General features: G+C 71.9%; 13 protein-coding genes. 2 read left to right on the plus strand and 11 right to left on the minus strand.

The genetic code is table 11. The annotated features are described in order from the left end of the window. Positions 1-117: 117 nt before the first annotated feature. The 8 genes from OG435_RS43775 to OG435_RS43810 all read right to left on the minus strand — a co-directional run bounded on the left by OG435_RS43775 (position 118) and on the right by OG435_RS43810 (position 9,369). On the minus strand, positions 118-1,437 hold the full coding sequence (locus OG435_RS43775; RefSeq protein ID WP_266886277.1) for a DUF4192 domain-containing protein: 1,320 nt from the start codon (positions 1,435-1,437) through the stop codon (positions 118-120). Positions 1,438-1,549: 112 nt separating this feature from the next. Then, positions 1,550-2,770 (minus strand): hydroxymethylglutaryl-CoA synthase, encoded by a 1,221-nt coding sequence (locus tag OG435_RS43780; protein WP_266886279.1) that lies wholly within the window; start codon positions 2,768-2,770, stop codon positions 1,550-1,552. 2 nt (positions 2,771-2,772) lie between these two features. Then, positions 2,773-3,843: a hydroxymethylglutaryl-CoA reductase gene (locus OG435_RS43785; protein ID WP_266886281.1), complete on the minus strand. Its 1,071-nt coding sequence runs from the start codon at positions 3,841-3,843 to the stop codon at positions 2,773-2,775. Then, positions 3,840-4,973 carry a type 2 isopentenyl-diphosphate Delta-isomerase gene (gene fni, locus OG435_RS43790; RefSeq protein WP_266886283.1) on the minus strand — a complete coding sequence of 378 codons (1,134 nt, stop codon included), beginning with the start codon at positions 4,971-4,973 and terminating at the stop codon, positions 3,840-3,842. The genes OG435_RS43785 and fni overlap by 4 nt, the downstream gene beginning before the upstream one ends. Continuing rightward, positions 4,970-6,142 (minus strand): phosphomevalonate kinase, encoded by a 1,173-nt coding sequence (locus OG435_RS43795; RefSeq protein ID WP_266886285.1) that lies wholly within the window; start codon positions 6,140-6,142, stop codon positions 4,970-4,972. Before OG435_RS43795 ends, fni begins: the two co-directional genes overlap by 4 nt. Then, positions 6,139-7,200, minus strand: a complete 1,062-nt coding sequence (gene mvaD / locus OG435_RS43800) for a diphosphomevalonate decarboxylase (RefSeq protein WP_430625836.1) — start codon at positions 7,198-7,200, stop codon at positions 6,139-6,141. Before mvaD ends, OG435_RS43795 begins: the two co-directional genes overlap by 4 nt. Continuing rightward, a complete protein-coding gene (gene mvk / locus OG435_RS43805; protein ID WP_266886287.1) occupies positions 7,190-8,281 on the minus strand; it encodes a mevalonate kinase in 1,092 nt (363 codons plus the stop codon). Before mvk ends, mvaD begins: the two co-directional genes overlap by 11 nt. Further along, complete coding sequence (locus tag OG435_RS43810) at positions 8,281-9,369, minus strand: polyprenyl synthetase family protein (RefSeq protein ID WP_266886289.1); 1,089 nt, start codon at positions 9,367-9,369, stop codon at positions 8,281-8,283. Before OG435_RS43810 ends, mvk begins: the two co-directional genes overlap by 1 nt. 271 nt (positions 9,370-9,640) lie before the next feature. Here OG435_RS43810 and OG435_RS43815 point away from each other — a divergent pair, with 271 nt between their 5' ends. Then, positions 9,641-10,774, plus strand: a complete 1,134-nt coding sequence (locus OG435_RS43815) for a 3-oxoacyl-ACP synthase III family protein (RefSeq protein ID WP_323188030.1) — start codon at positions 9,641-9,643, stop codon at positions 10,772-10,774. A gap of 22 nt (positions 10,775-10,796) precedes the next feature. Here OG435_RS43815 and OG435_RS43820 read toward each other — a convergent pair whose 3' ends face one another. Both OG435_RS43820 and OG435_RS43825 read right to left on the minus strand, forming a co-directional pair. Next, positions 10,797-11,285, minus strand: a complete 489-nt coding sequence (locus OG435_RS43820) for a response regulator transcription factor (protein ID WP_266886293.1) — start codon at positions 11,283-11,285, stop codon at positions 10,797-10,799. 735 nt (positions 11,286-12,020) lie between these two features. Continuing rightward, entirely contained in the window at positions 12,021-14,171 is a 2,151-nt protein-coding gene (locus tag OG435_RS43825; protein ID WP_266886295.1) for a RecQ family ATP-dependent DNA helicase, read from the minus strand. A gap of 367 nt (positions 14,172-14,538) precedes the next feature. Here OG435_RS43825 and OG435_RS43830 point away from each other — a divergent pair, with 367 nt between their 5' ends. Continuing rightward, positions 14,539-15,168, plus strand: coding sequence for a hypothetical protein (locus OG435_RS43830; RefSeq protein WP_266886297.1), 630 nt, complete (start codon positions 14,539-14,541; stop codon positions 15,166-15,168). A 130-nt stretch (positions 15,169-15,298) separates the two neighbouring features. On the opposite strand, the gene OG435_RS43835 is transcribed toward OG435_RS43830, so the two are convergent. Further along, positions 15,299-16,525 (minus strand): IS110 family transposase, encoded by a 1,227-nt coding sequence (locus OG435_RS43835; RefSeq protein ID WP_266875563.1) that lies wholly within the window; start codon positions 16,523-16,525, stop codon positions 15,299-15,301. Positions 16,526-16,800 lie beyond the last annotated feature (275 nt).

Consider the following 16,800-nt stretch of genomic DNA (forward strand, 5'->3'; position numbering starts at 1 on the left):
GGACTCCGCCGCCTCCACTCCGGCCCCGGCGGCCGACGCACCGGCCCGCGCGCCGACCGGCGCACCTGCCCGGGCCCGGGCCACGCCCGCTGTCCGTGTCCCCGCCCCGTCCGCGCATCACTGCTCGCTCCCCGCGGTGCTGCCGGACTCACGGCGGCTGGTGCCCGTCCTGCCCGGGCGGCCCGGTGGCCGGGTGGCGGGGGCCGCCCGGCGGGTTCCCGCGGGGCGGCCCCGGCGCGGCTCCCGGCGCCGCCGCTCCTCGCGCAGGCACTCGCGCAGTCCCTCCGGGTCGATCCCCTCGTTGCAGGCGTGGTGGAGCAGCTGCGCGAAGCGGTACCCGTCGTCCGCCCGCAGGGCCAGCCCCAGGGCGATCCTGGCCGTCGGCTCGTCCCCGGTGGACCAGGAGACCCAGCCCGCCAGGGTGAGGGGAGCCGCCGCGTGCTCCCCGTAGGCCCCGACGCAGCGCCGGGCCAGGGCCCGCCACAGCCGCAGGGCGGGAGCCGCCTCCTCGCCCTCCATCCACTCGGCGGCGATGTCGCGGATCTCGCGGTCCTGGAGCCCGAGGATCAACGAGGCGGCCTCGTCGTGGCCCAGCAGCCCGTCGTCCCGGGCATCGGCTCCGGGGCCGCCTTCGGCGGGCGGGGCCGAGGTCATGCGCTGGATCAGCGCGCGGGCGAGCAGGACCGTCTCGGCGCCCACCTCCTCCCGGGTGGCCCCGTCGAGGATCTTCGGCACCAACGCGACGGCCGCCCGGTCCAGGGCCGCCTCCATCTCGTCGGCCACCGCCCCGCCCAGCGGTGTCAGCCGGCGCTCGATCTCCCGGAGGGAGCCGCGCACCTGGAGGCCGGCGAAGGTGGCCGCGGCGGCCATCACCGAGGTGCCGGGCGCGGCCAGCGCGGTGCCCTCGGCGGGGCAGCACCGCTCGTCCGGGCAGCAGTAGGACCAGTACCGCCCGGAGGAGAGGCACAGGGCCTCCAGTACGGGCACGTCCAGTGCTCCGCTGGCCAGCCGGATCCGCTGCGCGAGCGGGCGCAGCCTGGTCATCACCCGCTGCGGGCTCTCGCCGCGGTGCGGGTCCTGGCAGAGGAAGACGATGATGCCGTCGGGCCTGGCGCCGCGCCGCACGCTGCCGCGGATCAGACAGTCGGCGACCTGACGGGCTGTGTCCTCCCATTCGTCGGGGGCGGCGGGGATGCCCACCCGGAGCCGGCCGCCGAAGCGCCCGGCCTCCCCGTGGACGGCGACCATGACGAGGGAGTCGCTCGGATGGAATCCGAGCATGTAGGGCAGCGCGTCGGCCAGTTCGGCCGGGCTGCGCAGGGTGATCCTCGACGCGTCGACGCCCCCGGGCGAACCGGAGGACGAGGAAGCCGAGGAGGCGGAGGAGGACGAGGGATCGGACGGGACGTGTGCCGCTTCGTGGTTGTTGTTCGTCATGTCCCGAAGGTCCCGTGTCCGGCCGGATCCGGAAACCCCTGTGGATAACCCACGAGAACGGCGGACAGCGGGCCGGCGGCGCCATGGTGGCGCCGCCGGCAACCGGCGGCCGCTATCTCGGCTCGTACACCCGCTTGTGCCCGAACAGCCCGGCCAGCCGGTACGGCCCGGTGGTTTCCCCCGGAGCGGGATGGTCTCCGCCGTCGACCGGAAAGGCCTCCTCGTGGCGTTCGCGGTAGTCGGCGTAACCGATGTCCTGGCGCCGGGCGATCGCCTCGCGGTGCTGCTCGGACCGCAGATGCGACCGGTAGCCCGGGACGGGGGTCGCGGCGAAGAACTCGGCGACGCTGCCGGACCCGTAGCTGAGCATGCCGATGGCCCGGCCGGTCAGATCGTCGGCGTTGTCGAGCAGCGCGGCCAGACCGAGGTACACGGAGGCGGTGTAGCTGTTCCCGATCTCCTCGTTGTAGGTCGTCGTCCGCCCGACCGCACGGATGACCTCGGCCTCGTCGACTTCCCGCCCACAGCTCTCCAGCAGGGCCCGGTGGGCCTTGTAGGCCATCTTCGTGAACGGCTGGTGGTAGCAGAACGCCTCGAACTCTTCGAAGGAACGGCCGCCTTGCTCGGTGTAGTCCTTCCACGCACCGTCCATCGCCTGCAGGTACGCGGAGACGGACTCCTTCCCGTCGACCAGGGCGGTGGTGAGGTAGTTCGGCCGCCAGAAGTCCATGATGTCTGCGGTGAACACCCCGGACGGTTCCTCGATGCGCACCAGAGCGGGATCCGCGCTGATCAGCATGGCCACCGCCGCGGCCCCCTGGGTGGCCTCGCCCGGCTGGTCCAGCTCGTACTTCGAGACGTCGCTCGCGATCACGAGGACCTGCTGCGAGGGGTCGCGGTGGACGAGGCCGATGGCGAACTGCAGGGCGGCGGTCCCGCCGTAGCAGGCCTGCTTGAGCTCGACGACGCGGGTGGCGGAGGGCATCGACAGCAGGGAGTGCACGTGGATGCCGGCCGCCTTCGCCTGGTCGACGGAGGACTCCGTGGCGAAGACGACCGTACGGATCCGGTCGGCGCCGTGCCGGGCGAGGATGGGGGCGGCGGCCGCGGCGCCCATCGTCACGATGTCCTCGTCGGCGGCGGGCACGCTCATCGAGCGCTGGCCGATGCCGACGTGGTACTTGCCCAGTTCGGTGCCGTTGTACGCGGCCAGCGTCTCGTGCGTCAGCACGAGCTGGCCCGTGGCGAAGGAGAGGTCGTGGATCCCGACCGCCAGTCCCCTGGCGTCCGTACGGTCCCTGGCGTCCCTGGTGTCCCTGGCGTTCGTGGGCATCTCTACCGTCCGATCGTCGTGGTCGATGTCGTCGAGGGCGTGCGCTCCAGTGCGACGTGAGCCCGCATGAGTTCGCCCGGATTGGTCTGCGCCGCCATGAGGGAGAGCTCCCCGCACAGCACCGTCGCGGCCACCATGACCGCGAGCCGCCGTGCGTTCTCGCCGGGCTCGCGCTCCTCGCGGCAGCCCAGGCGCGCCAGGTTCTCCTCGACGAAGCCGAGTCCCTTTCCGTTGCCGACCGTTCCGACGATCAGGTTCGGCAGGGTGCAGGAGAAGTACAGGTCGCCGTCCCGGTCCTCGGCCACGGTCACGCCCTGGGAGCCTTCGACGATGTTGGCCGCGTCCTGACCGGTCGCCAGGTAGAACCCGAGCAGCATGTTCGCGTAGTGGGCGTTGGCCGAGCGGATCCCGCCGGCGAGCAGGGTGCCGATCAGGTTCTTGCGCACGTTCAGCTCGGCTATCGCGGAGGCCGAGGTGTGCAGCACGTCGCGGACGATCTCGCGCGGTACGAGCAGCTCGGTGACCACGTTCTTGCCGCGGCCCAGGATGCCGTTGATGGCGGTGGCCTTCTTGTCGGTGCAGTAGTTCGCGGAGATCGAGCCGTACTCGATCCCCGGAATGGCACCGAGGACGTGCTTCAGGAGCGCGTCCGCGGCCAGCGTCGCCATGTTGTGCCCGGAGGCGTCGCCGGTGCTGAACTCGAACCGCAGGAAGAGCAGGTTGGCCACGATCTCGTGGCGGAAGCCGATCAGTTCCACGAAGCGGCCGCAGGTGCGGACGACGGCGCGCAGCTCGTCGAACCGGGCGTCGACCTCGAGCGCCGCCAGGTACGCGGTCTGCGCGTCCTTGGCCGTGACGAGCACCGAGCGCGTCATCCGCTCGTCGATGAGGGTGGCGACGATGCCCTGCTCGACCAGCCTGGAGACCTTCGCCCCGCGGTTGACGGAGGGCCACAGGGGCGACTCGTACGTGGCGAGCGGGACCTCCGTCTCGACGTTCGCCACGTTCCCCGAAATCCTCAGGGGGCCGACCCATTTCATGGGAACGCCTGCGACCTCGTTCGTGTCGTTCATCGGATCTCTCCTACCGTTGCGTGAGCGGTCTCGTGGGAGTGGGCGTGTGCGTGTGCCTGTGAGCGGGACCGGGTGGCCAGCCCGCGGGTGTCGATCCCCCGGTCGGCGCAGAAGGCGCGCAGGTCACCGTGGACGAGCACGTCGCACCGGGTCAGATCGGACGGGGTGCGCGCGCCCAGTGCGGTCATCAGGGCCTCCACCTGATCGAGCCAGGTGGTGATCTGCCTGATCAGGGCGGACGGGCCACCGTCGAGAACGGTCCGGAGGAACCCGCCGGAGACGCCTACGGCGGCGGCGCCCAGCGCCAGTGCGCGCACCACGTCGAGAGGGCCCCGGACGCCGCCGGACGCCAGCAGCGGGATGGCGGCGTTCTGGGAGTCCAGCAGGCAGGCGGGAGCGGACTGGCCCCAGCCGCCCAGGTAGGCGTAGTCGGCGTGCTCGCGCCGGTCGTTCTCGATGCGCGCGAAGTCCGTACCGCCGCGGCCTGCGACGTCGGCCACCCGCACGCCCATGTCGCCCAGCGACGCTACGGTTTCGCGGCTCAGGCCGAAGCCGACTTCCTTCACGATCACCGGTATGCCGGCTCCGCCTCCGCCTCCGACGCCGTCCACGATCTTCTCGATCTGCGGTCCCCAGGAGGAGAACGAGCGGTCGCCCTCCGGCATGACCGTTTCCTGGATGACGTTGAGGTGGATCTGCAGGGCGTCCGCCCGCAGCAGGTCCACGGCCCGTCGCGCCTTGTCCACGGAGGCGTTGGCGTTGACGTTGGCCATCACGAACCCGTCCGGGTTCTCCCGGCGCAGCAGGCCGAAGGTGTCGGCGACGGCCTCGTCGGCGAAGTACGCGCTCATGGAGCCGCTCGCGATGGGCACTCCGGTCTCACGGGCGGCGATCGCCAGATCCCGGTTGATGGCGCCCGTCCGCACGCTGCCGCCGGTCATCGCGTTGATGTACAGCGGCACCTGCCATTCCATGCCGCCGAACCGCGTGACCAGCGAAGCGTCCGAGCGGTCGATGCCGGCCAGGGCATGGTGGACGAAGGACACCTCGTCGAACTGGTTGTACCCGCCCAGGTGGCGTTGTTGCTCGGCGGCGAACCGCACGTGGTCGTCCTTGCGCTCAGCGATCATGCTGCGCTCCCTTTCGTCGACTGGAGACGGATCGGCACGGGGAGCACCCCTGCGGCGGCCCATCCCTTACGCAGCTGCGCGATCTGCTCGTGCGCCGTGGCGTCCAGCAGCGCGATGCCGCAGTCGCCGCCCCCGGCACCCGACGGCTTCCCCGCACCGCCGACGGCCTCGGCGGCATCGGACAGCGCGGTCAATGTGGTGGTGTAGATCCCGAGCCGGACCTCTTCGTCCAGTTTGGCGAGCATCCGGCGGGCGCCCCGGACCTCCCGGAGCAACGCGGGGCCGTCGCCCCGTTCGAGTGCGCCGACCGAGGCGCGCACGCACGCGTCGCTGCGCTCCACGAAGCTCCGCTGGGAGGCGCTGCCCTGCCAGGCGTGCCGTCCCAGGCTCCCGACCAGGGAAGCGGTACTGGCCGGCCGGCCGGTCCAGCCCACCTCCACCGCCAGGTCGCGGGGCGGCGGCAGCCGCCGCACCCGGAGGCCCGGCCACGGTGCGCGGAGCGACTCCTCGATGCCCCGCCGCTCCACCAGGTCGAGCACGGCGGCCCGATCGGGGGCGTGGTACTCGATCCACCCGCCCCAGACGCTCGCGGCGAGATCACCGCCGGAGGAACGGGGGTCGAGCCGTGCCGTCGCGAGCATCGCGAGCCGGAACCGCGCGTCGTGCGACAGCTCCAGACCGTGGTACGCCGCTATGGCGGACACCGAGGCGACCGTCACCGCGCCGCTCGATCCCAGGCCGAGCTTGGTTCCCTCGTGGTGCAGGCGACTGCTGACCGAGACGTGGACGGGGCGTGCGGACAGGCCCTGCTCGGCGAGGAGCCCGTCGACCACGTCGATCGCCGCCACCACATGGGTGAGGCCCTCCCGCACCCGTTGTGCGTCGTCCGCGCCGAGCGCGACGAGCCCGCCGTCACCGCGCCGCAGTCGCGCCCTTCCCGGGGAAAGGTCGGACTCGATCACCACGTCCACGACACCGCCGGCACCGCCCACACTGCCGGCACCGCCCACACCACCGACACCGCCGCCGTGGGCCGCCGACACGGTGACGCGGACCTCCCGGTCGACCGCTGCCAGGATCGCCGGGTGGCCCGGCTGCACCACCGCGTACTCGCCGACGACGAAGAGCTTGCCCGGCGCGCGCAGGCTCACGGTTCCCGTACCGGTCACTGCTCGTCCGCCGACCGCAGCCGGGCTCCCGGACCGCGCCGGGCGGTGAGCACCGAGCAGCCGGGCGCGGCGGCGAGCAGCGTCTCGGCGACCCGGGGCGCCGCCTCGGGGTGGCAGAGCACCTTGACGTTCGGTCCGGCGTCCATGGTCGCGTAGGCCGCCACGCCGTCCTTGCGGAGCTGCAGGACGCCGTCGAGTACGGCCACCGTGGCCGGGGACATGTAGCGCACGGCCGGCCTCGCGGCCAGCATGGTCGCGTGCATGCCGAGGGCGTTGCGCTCCGCGATCTCCCCCACCGCTTCGAGGTCCCCGCGGCGCAGCGCCGCGTGCACGTCGGTCAGGTCTCCCTTGCTCGACGTCGCCCAGGCCCGGTAGAGCGGCGAGGTCTCGACGGTCCGCCGCATGGCCGCCCGGCTGGACACGGCCTTGGGGCCGGCGTTGACCAGTGCGACCACCAGGGCGGGATCGAAGTCCGGGAGGGGTACCGGTTCGGCGAAGGAGCTGAGGTCCGCGGCCTCGCCGACGCCCCGGCCCGCGTGGCACACCGCGAAGCCGCCGAATATCGACCGGGAGGCCGACGCGGACCCGCGCCGGGCGAGGCGGGAGAGGGCGGTGGGATCGAGATCCAGCCCGTACGCGGCGCTGGCGGCGACGGCCAAGGCGGCGAACCCGCTCGCCGATGACGCCAGTCCCGCGCCGGTGGGTACGGCGTTGCGGGTGTCGACTGCGGCGCGTTCGTCCCGCCCGGCCCATTCCCGTACCAGGTCCAGGAAGAGGACGACGCGCCGGCGCGGCTCACCCTCCGCGGGCCTGCCGTCGAGGACGACGTCGTCGGTCCGCGCCTCGGGGTCGAGCCGGACGGTGGTGTGCGTCGGGAACACGTCCAGGGTCATCGACAGGCTGTCGACGTACGGGATGATCAGCCGCTCGTCGCGCTTGCCCCAGTACTTGATCAGAGCGATGTTCGGATGGGCGACGGCGGTGGCCCCATGGCCGGAATCAGTCGATCCGGTCAGTCCAGTCAGTCCGGTTGGTACCATTTCGTGGTCAATCGTCATGGTGTGCAAACCTTCCCATCGGGACGACCCAGGTACGGACGGCGCCGGCTTCGTGGAGGCTCCGTACGGTCGCCTCCGCCTGGCGCGGCTCTGCGGCCAGCGCGATCACGCAGCCGCCCAGGCCGCCGCCGCTGATCTTGGCGCCCAGGCCGCCGGCCGCGAGCGCGGCATCGACCAGCCTCTCGATCCGGTCCGCGCTGAGCCCCAACTCGTGCAGCAGTTTGTGGTTTTCCGTCATCCGCGCACCGAAGTCGGCCGTGCGGCCGTGCGCGAGATCACGTGCGGCGGCGCGGGTCAGGCGCGACGCCTCGAGGATGAAATCCGCCTGCGTCCGCGCGCTGCGCTCGAACTTCCGCCACAGGAGCTCGACCGCTTCCTTGGTACTGCCGCTGACCCCGCTGTCCGCGAGGACGAAGAGCCCGTCGAAGGCGTAGGACCCGCCTCCACCGGCGTGGCCGTCGGCCCGCTCGGGGTCGTGACCCGGCATGGGAACGGGCAGTTCCCGGGCCGTGCCCGAACGGAAGAGGAGGGGAGAGGTCGCCCCGGTGGCCAGCGCGTCGATACCGCTCGACCTGCCGTGCGCCACCTTCTCCGAGGCCTGGACGAGGTCGAACACCTCGCGGGCGTCGAGCCGGCGGTCGAAGAGGTCGGCCAGGGCCAGCACGGCCGCCCGGGCGCACGCCGCGCTGGAGCCGAGCCCGCGGCCCTGCGGGATCGAGCAGTCGATGACCACGTCCACGCACAGGTGGCCGCCGATGCCCGTCATCGCCTTGAAGTTCGGCAGCAGGCACCGCAGATCGTCCGCGGCGAGCGGCGTCACCGCCCCCGTCCCCGGATCCGCCAGCGCGAAGGAGACCCTGTCCGCGCCTTCGTCGGAGCACCGCAGTCGCCTGGCGGTCGCGGTCACCGCCAATTGCGGTACGGGAATCGCCAGTGCGGGCGCGCCGTAGACGACGGCGTGCTCACCGAGCAGGATGGCCTTCGCGTGGGCCCGACCCCAGCCGATCCGGCCACCGCCGAGGTCCGGACCGCCCGTGGACACCGCACGGCCGGGAGAGATCCGCGCATTCGTCAGCGTCATCATCGGGCTCGCTGGGTGGCCTTGACCGCCATCGCGGCGAGCTGGTCCTTGGCCGGGGCGGTGGCGCTGCTGGAATCCAGTACGCCCAGGGCCCGGTCGGTGCGGTGCGCGATCTGGCGCTCGATGCGGTCCACGGCTCCGACCTCGACGAAGACCTGCCGCAGGGCGTCGATCTCCTTCTCGGAGAGATCGGTGCCCGTCTTCTGCCTGAGGAGTCCGGCCGCGACCGGATCGGATGCGTCCGCCAGCTTGAGCGCCGTCGCGAGCAGGACCGTCCGCTTGCCCTCGCGAAGGTCGTCGCCCGAGGGCTTGCCCGTCACCGTCGGATCGCCGAACACGCCCAGCAGGTCGTCCCGGAGCTGGAACGCGATCCCGATGTCCGCCCCGAACGCCCCGTAGGCGACGACGAGGTCCGCGTCCGCGCCGGCGATCGCGGCACCGAACTGCAGCGGGCGCTCCACCGTGTAGGAGGCCGTCTTGTACTGGTTGACGCGCAGCGCCGCATCGACGCTCTCGTCGTCACCCGCCTGGTTGATCACGTCGAGCAACTGGCCGTACAGGACCTCCGAGCGCACGGCGGACCACACCGGCCCGAGCCGGGCCTGCGCGTCGGCCGGCAGCCCGGACGCGCGGACCATGACGTCCGACCACGTCTGGGCCAGGTCCCCCACCAGGATGGCGGTCGCGGTGCCGAAGGCCTCGGGGTCCCCCGAGAAGCGCCGGGTGCGATGGCGCTCGGCCAGGGCGACGTGCGCGGCGGGACGGCCGCGGCGGGTGTCGGACGCATCGATGATGTCGTCGTGTATCAGGGCCGAGGCGTGCAGCAGTTCGAGCCCGGCGCAGGCGGTCAGCACCGCCGTGGCACCCGGACCGTCCTGGTCGCCGCCGGCGCCGATCCAGCCCAGCCAGGCGAAGACCGGCCGGACGCGCTTGCCGCCGCGCAGGACGTAGTTCTCCAGTTCGGCGATCACGGCCGCGAAGTCCTGGCCGAGCGCGTCTGCTTCGGCTCGGCGCTGGCCGAAGAATTCACCGATCACGGCGTCGACGGCGGCCGTGTCCACGGCCGCCCCGAGATAACTGACGGTCATGCTCTTATCTCCCGGTCGAGGTGACGGTCACTCCCATAATCAATCCCGCATTCACACGAATTCACCGAGATCAGCATGCTTCGATGTTAGCCACGGGCCGTCAACCTGCCCACTACTCAAGCGAGTAGTGCCATTGAGCAGGAACGGTGAGCGCACGGGGCGGAATCCCACCTGACCGAGTGAGACATTCCCCGCCGGTGAAATACCCGAGCATGACGTGCCACGATGAACTGCCTGCTCGGATGAATGTCAGGACAACACGCGGGTGTTCATGCATCCAATGATGGGCCGTGAAACACGCGCTCTCCTCGCGGGGCAGTCGTGTGAACCGCCCACCCTCACTTCGGGAGTCGTCATCCGATCCATCGGAATCCTCGGTACCGGCGCGTACCTCCCCCCGACCGAGATCTCCAACGAAGAGATCGCCGGCCGGGCCGGGGTCACGGACGAGTGGATCGTCCGCAAGACCGGCATTCGGAGCCGCCGCCGGGCGGATCCCGGCCAGGCCACGTCCGACCTCGCCGCGGCGGCGGCCGTCCGGGCCCTCGAGCAGGCGGGGGTCGGCCCCGAGGAGCTCGCCTACATCGTCGTGGCCACGTCCACCCCGGATCACCCGCAGCCGTCCACGGCGAGCATCGTCCAGCACCGGCTCGGGGCGGTGAACGCGGCGGCCTTCGACCTGAACGCAGTGTGCAGCGGCTTCGTGTACGCGCTGACGGTCGCCCAGCGGATGCTGTGCGCCGAGCCGGGCGAGCGCTACGGACTGGTCATCGGGGCGGACATCTACTCCCGGATCCTCGACCACTCCGACCGCCGCACCGCCATCCTGTTCGGTGACGGCGCCGGGGCCGTCGTCCTCGGCCCGGCCCCCGAGGACCGCGGCATATTCGCCACGTCGCTCCTCACCCGGGGCGACCAGCACGAGCTGATCGGCGTCCCGGCCGGCGGCAGCCGGACCCCGACCACCGCCCGGACCCTGGACGAGGGCCTGCAGTACTTCCGGATGGACGGCCGACGGGTCCGCGAGTTCGTACAGGACAATCTGCCCGGGGCCGTCGGGGACCTGCTGGCCGGGGCGGGGCTGGACCCGCGGGAGGTCCGTCATGTCGTCGCCCACCAGGCGAACGCGGTGATGCTCCGGGAGATCTGGCCCTCGCTCGGACTGCCCGGGGCCGACTTCCACCTGGCGCTGGAGTCCTACGGCAACACCGGCGCGGCCTCCGTGCCCGTCACCCTCGACCTCGTCCACCGCGACGGCGCCTTCGCCGACGGAGAGGTCGTCCTGCTCACCGGCTTCGGCGGCGGCATGTCGGTGGGCTCGGCGCTGACCCGCTGGCTGCCCACCCGGCACGCCCGGCCGGCCCGGAATCCGGCCTACGCCGCGGCCCCGGTGCGGTCGAGGTGAGGCGCCGGGCGGGACACCGGGTCTACTCGCCTTCGATCGAGTAGATCGCCGCCCTGCTCGAATAGCTCGCGGCTCCGCGTGCCAGTTCGACGCGCGTGTTGATGTTCAGCCTCCGGTAGATCTTCCTGAGGTGGTAATTCACCGTGTGCGCCGACAGGTGAACCCGCTTGGCGATCTGCTGGTTCGTCATCCCCGCGCTCACCAGGTACGCGATGCGCCGCTCCATGTCGGAAAGACCGGACCAGCAGGCGGAATTGAGCGCCGCCCCCTCGGGCTTGCCCTGCGAGGGGTCCGCCTTCGCACCGGAGAGCTTGGCGAGTTCCTCCGTCGCGAGGGCGACCGAGAGCGGGTCCGGCGACTGCGCGATGATGCGCGACAGGACGGCCGGATCGCCGTTCACCAGCGCGTTCGCGTGCAGGGCGCTGAGGCCGAGCACCGAGATGCCGGGATTGTCGCCGGCGAGGCCGTCCACCGTTTCGAGAACGCTGCGCTCCAGCTGGGTGTCGCCCACGTCCAGTGCCAGGCGGACCAGGAAGGCGGCCGCGGCCGGATCCTCGATGTACAGGCTCCGCTGCGTCGGCAGATGGCCGTACGTGATTCGCCCGCGACCTCTTTGATCGGGTCGGCCGGCCGGTCGGCCGTCCACAGCGGGTGACCGGTCACCCAGAACTGCCGGTCGTCCGATTCCGCGCGCCTCGTGGAGCGGCCCATGGCCTCGCGCCGCAACGCACCGCGCGCGGGAGCGGGGATCGACTCGACGACCCCGGTCAGGAGGAAATCGCTCTGGAATACCAGGTGATGTTCCGCCGCGACGACGAAGCCCGAGGATATCGCCTCGTCCAAGGACGAAAGGAGGCTGGCCGCGGATTGGTCCAGCATTCTGGAAACGTCCTCCAGCATGAAGGACCGGCCCAGGACTGCCGCGACCTTGAGGAATCGCTGACATTCCGTACTGAGATCCCCGAGACGGCGCAGGATCCGTTCACCGGCGATGTCCTCACCCGGCCGGCCGGACACCTGGCGCTGGACGGCCATCGCACCGTCGGCCATGGCCTTCGGACTGCGATTCTCCATGAGCGATTTCGTTGCCATTCCCCCGGCCAACCCCCGTAAATAGTCCGCCGCGCTACACCTTCGGCATAGAAGGCTCAACCCTTCTACGGGGATCCTACGAACTCCGGTCCGGTCTTGACTTGGCGAACAGTTGCCACGGACCGCGGCATGTGACCGGGCGGTCGAGGCGCCCTCACCCCGCCAGGGCGAGGGTCAGGGGGAGCACCTGCTCGGCCCCGCTCTGCCGCAGGAGGCGTGCGCCCACGGCCAGGGTCCAGCCGGAGTCGGCGAAGTCGTCGACGAGCAGGACCGGTCCCGGGGTGGCGGCCAGGGCCGCCGCGAGCTCGTCGGGGACGGCGAAGGAGGCGGCCAGGGCGCGCAGCCGCTGGGCGGAGTTGCTGCGGTGCGCGCCGTACTCGCCGGCCTGCGGGGTGTAGGCGAGGCTGCCCAGCAGCGGGAGCCGGCCGACCCTGGCCAGGCCCTCGGCGAGCGAGCCCACCAGCTGCGGGCGGGAGCGGGAGGGCATGGCCACGATCCCCACGGGCCGGGCCGTCGCGCCACCGGCCCAGCCGCCCGGGGAACGCGCCCAGTCGGCCACCACCGTCACCACGGCCGCCAGTACGTCGTCCGGTACCGGCCCGTCCGCGGCCCGCTCCGCCAGCAGCGGGCGCAGCCGGTTGCCCCAGCCGATGTCCGACAGCCGGCCCAGCGCGCGTCCCGTGGCGGCCTGCTGGCCCACGGGGATGCGGCCCTTGAGGTCGACGCCGACCGCGGGCATGCCCGAGGGCCACATCCGGCGGGGCTCCACCTCGACCCCGGGTCGGTCCAGCTCACCGGTCGCCGTGTCGAGGGCCCCGTGGGACACGGCGGGGTCGAGCCAGGGCCCGGCGCAGGAGTCGCAGCGGCCGCAGGGGGTGGCCTTCTCGTCGTCGAGCTGCCGCTGCAGGAACTCCATCCGGCACCCCTTGGTGGCGACGTAGTCCCGCATGGCCTGCTGCTCCGCCTGCCGCTGCCGGGCCACCCACTCGTAGCGCTGCGCGTCGTACTCCCAGGGCTGCCCGGTGGAGGTCCAGCCCCCCTTGACACGCTTGACCGCACCGTCCACGTCCAGGACCTTGAGCATCGTCTCCAGCCGCGAACGCCGCAGGTCCACCAAGGGCTCCAGCGCCGGCAGCGACAGCGGGCGGCCCGCCTGCTCCAGTACGTCCAGGGTCCGCCGGACCTGCTCCTCGGGCGGGAACCCCACCGAGGCGAAGTACGCCCAGATCGCCTCGTCCTCCCGCCCCGGCAGCAGCAGCACGTCGGCGTGGTCCACGCCGCGCCCCGCCCGCCCCACCTGCTGGTAGTAGGCGATCGGGGACGAGGGGGAGCCCAGGTGCACCACGAACCCCAGGTCCGGCTTGTCGAAGCCCATGCCCAGCGCGGAGGTCGCCACCAGCGCCTTCACCCGGTTGGCGAGCAGATCCTCCTCGGCCTGCAGCCGGTCGGCGTTCTCCGTCTTCCCGGTGTACGAAGCCACCGGGTACCCGCGCTGGCGCAGGAAGGCCGCGACCTCTTCCGCGGCGGCCACCGTCAGCGTGTAGATGATCCCCGAGCCCGGCAGGTCCCCCAGCCGCTCCCCCAGCCACGCGAGCCGGTGCGCCGCGTTCGGCAGCTCCAGCACGCCCAGCCGCAGGCTCTCCCGGTCGAGCGGGCCGCGCAGCACCAGGGCGCCGCCGCCTCCCGTGCCCAGCTGCTCGGCCACGTCCGCGGTGACCCGCGCGTTGGCCGTCGCGGTGGTGGCGAGCACGGGCACGCCGGGGGCGAGCTCGGCGAGCATGGTGCGCAGCCGGCGGTAGTCGGGGCGGAAGTCGTGGCCCCAGTCGGAGATGCAGTGGGCCTCGTCGACCACCAGCAGGCCGGTCGTGGCCGCGAGCTTGGGCAGCACCTGCTCGCGGAAGTCCACCGAGTTGAGGCGCTCCGGGCTCACGAGGAGGACGTCGGTCTCGCCCCGCTCGACCTCCCCGTAGATCGTCTCCCACTCCTCCGGGTTGGCCGAGTTGATCGTCCGTGCCTGGATGCCGGCCCGCGCCGCCGCGTCGACCTGGTTGCGCATCAGCGCGAGGAGCGGGGAGATGATCACCGTCGGGCCCGCGCCGCGGCGGCGCAGCAGGGCCGTCGCCACGAAGTAGACCGCCGATTTGCCCCACCCCGTGCGCTGCACCACCAGCGCCCGCCGGCGCTCCTCCACCAGGGCCGACACGGCCTGCCACTGGTCCTCCCGCAGCCGTGCCGCACCCCCCGGGGCGCCGACCAGCTCAGCGAGGACGGCATCGGCTTCAGCGCGGAGCTCCAGGTTGTCCATGCCCCCATGCAACCCGATGCCTAGGACAATCGGCCAATCCACCCAGCGTGACGCGCGGCCCACAAGCCGTCCGGCTCGCCGCGCGACCGCCATGGCGGGCGGCCGCCAGGGCGGTGTTCCCCCTGGTGCCCGCGCTCCGGCCGTGCCCGAATGAGTCATCTTCGGCGTGGCGGGGCAAGGATATGAACGGCATACCGGCGAATTCCGGTCGGCGGCTCCAATTGCTCGTTGCCGCATGCTCACGGGCCACGCGAGAATTGTGTTGCGCGCGTTCGGCTCCGGCTCGACCGCGCTCTCCTGGGCCGTGCCGCGGCGCGCCCGCACCCCAGCTGTGCCCGTTCGCGGGCGTGTACCCGAAGGGAGGACCGTGACCTTCGGATTCGCCCCGCCCTCGACCACGTCCCTGACCACGGCGACCGGCGGCGCCAGCCGGCACGGCAGACTGCTGGAACCCTCCGAGTGGACGTCGTCGGGCGTCCCCCTGCTGCGCAATCCGCGCGAGGTCGTCAGCGGGCTGCACTCACGGCACGGCCCCGTCCCGTCCACAGCGGTGATCGCCGTGCTCGGCCCCGAGGAGCGGCTCGTGGCCAGCGCCTCCTTCGTTCAGCGCTCCACCGCGGCCGACGGCTGGGAGTACCGCAACGCCCTGCTTTCCCGGCTGCGCCGGGTCATCCCGCACGACCTGCGCCGAAGGACCCCGGTACGGACCGCCGTGCTGTTGTTCTGCCGCGACGGCGACGAGCGCTGGACCGAGGAGGACGGGGCCTGGATGTGGGGGTTGCGGGACGCCTGCACCCTGCACGGGCTGCGCTGCGGCGCGTACATCACGCTGACCCGGGGCGGCTGGCAGGTGCTGGGCGAAGGCCGCGGCGGCCGGAGCCCCAGTTCGGACTCCCGGCCTGAGCGCCTCGGGGACACGCCGTCCGAGTTCGCGCCGCTCGCCCTGCGCGGCGGCGGCGGAGCCACGGAGGCCCTGCGCCGCACCGCCGCGCGCTGAGTACGCACCGCCGCTCACGGAGCCCCGCGGCCGCGCGCCGAGCGCGCAGGGCCTCGTACCCGGGAACGACCAACGGCCGTACACCCGGAAACGGGCGTACGGCTGGTCAGACATCCCATGCCGTTTCATGTCAAGAGGGATAGAGCTGGGCGTGGTGTGACCAGGCGGTTGCTTCGTCGTAGTGGGTGCGGGTTTTGAGGCATCCGTGGAGGATGCCGACGAGGCGGTTTCCGACCTGGCGGAGGGCAGGGTTGTAGCCGGCGTCGCGGGCGCGCTGCTTGTCGTAGTAGCGGCGGGCGCCGGGTGAGGTGTTCAGCGCGGAGAACGCCTGGAGTTGCAGGGCCGAGGCGAGGCGGTTGTTGCGGACGTAGCGGGCCTGGACGGTGTGGCTCTTGCCGGAGGCCCGGGTGATAGGGCTGGTCCCGGCGTAGTTCTTGCGGGCCTTCGCGTTGTCGTAGCGGGTGGGGTCGTCCCCGAACTCGGCGAGCACCCGGGCGCCGGTGATCTCCGCGATGCCGGGCATCGAGAGGTAGATCTCAGCGTCCGGGTGCTCAAGAAAATGTGCCTTCACCTGCCTTTCGAGCTCGGCTATCTGCTCGTTCAGACTGATCAGCAGGCGCGCGTGGGCTGTCGCGGCGGCCGCGTAGGCGGCGGTCACCGGTTCGGGCAGACCGAGGTGTTCTTCTCGCAGCGCGGTCTGGATCGTGGCGGCTTTCTGGGGCCGGTTGTGCCGGCGGTGGCGGGTCAGGACCGCGGTGATCTGGGGGCGCGTCAGCTTCGCCGCGGTGGCGGGCGTGGGCGCCTTGATCAGCAGCTCCAGTGCGTCCGTGCTGGTCAGCGCCAAGTCGGCGTAGGCGTCCAGGGCCGCGGGGAAGTACTCGCGCAGCGTATTGCGCAGCCGCTGGAAGGTGCGGGTGCGTTCCCAGATCAGTGTCTGGTGGGCACGGGCGACGACCTTCACGGCCTGGGCCTGCTCGCTGTCTCCAGCGACGGGCCGCAACTGGTCACGGTCGATACGGACCATGTCTGCCAGCGCGTGCGCATCGCCTTTATCGCTCTTGGCGCCGGAGGTTCCGTAGCGTTCCTTGAACCGGTTGACCTGCCTCGGGTTGATCGCGAACACCTGGTAGCCGGAGGCGATCAGGGCCTGCACCCACGGGCCGCGATCGGTCTCGATCCCCACCACCACCTCGGCGGAGTCCACATCCGCGCCACCGTACTTCGCGATGAGCGCGTGCAGTTTCGCGATGCCCTCCACCCCCTCGGGCAGGGTCGCGACGGCCAGCTTGCGGCCCGTCCCGTCCTGGACCTCGACATCGTGATGGTCTTCGGCCCAGTCGTCACCGATCAGCAGCAACAGTTCTCTCCCGCTCGTATCCGTTCGTTCAGTTGCACAGCAGCCTGCGGAAGGCACGGCACGCGGCCTAATGGATCCAGTGCTCACGCCCGTGGGCGGGCACGCCATCCCATCAGCGGTCATGGCCTCCCGGCCGACCAGCAGGGGCACGGTCTGACCACAGAACTCGAACGGCTCCGGCATCGGAAGTGCTCACCTGCTGGCGGCTACAACATCAAGTCTCTACGACCCGATACGTCCCATTAGGCCTCGGACTTCGGCAGGGCCGGCCACCA

The sequence above is a fragment of the Streptomyces sp. NBC_01264 genome (assembly GCF_026340675.1).
GTDB lineage: Bacteria > Actinomycetota > Actinomycetes > Streptomycetales > Streptomycetaceae > Streptomyces.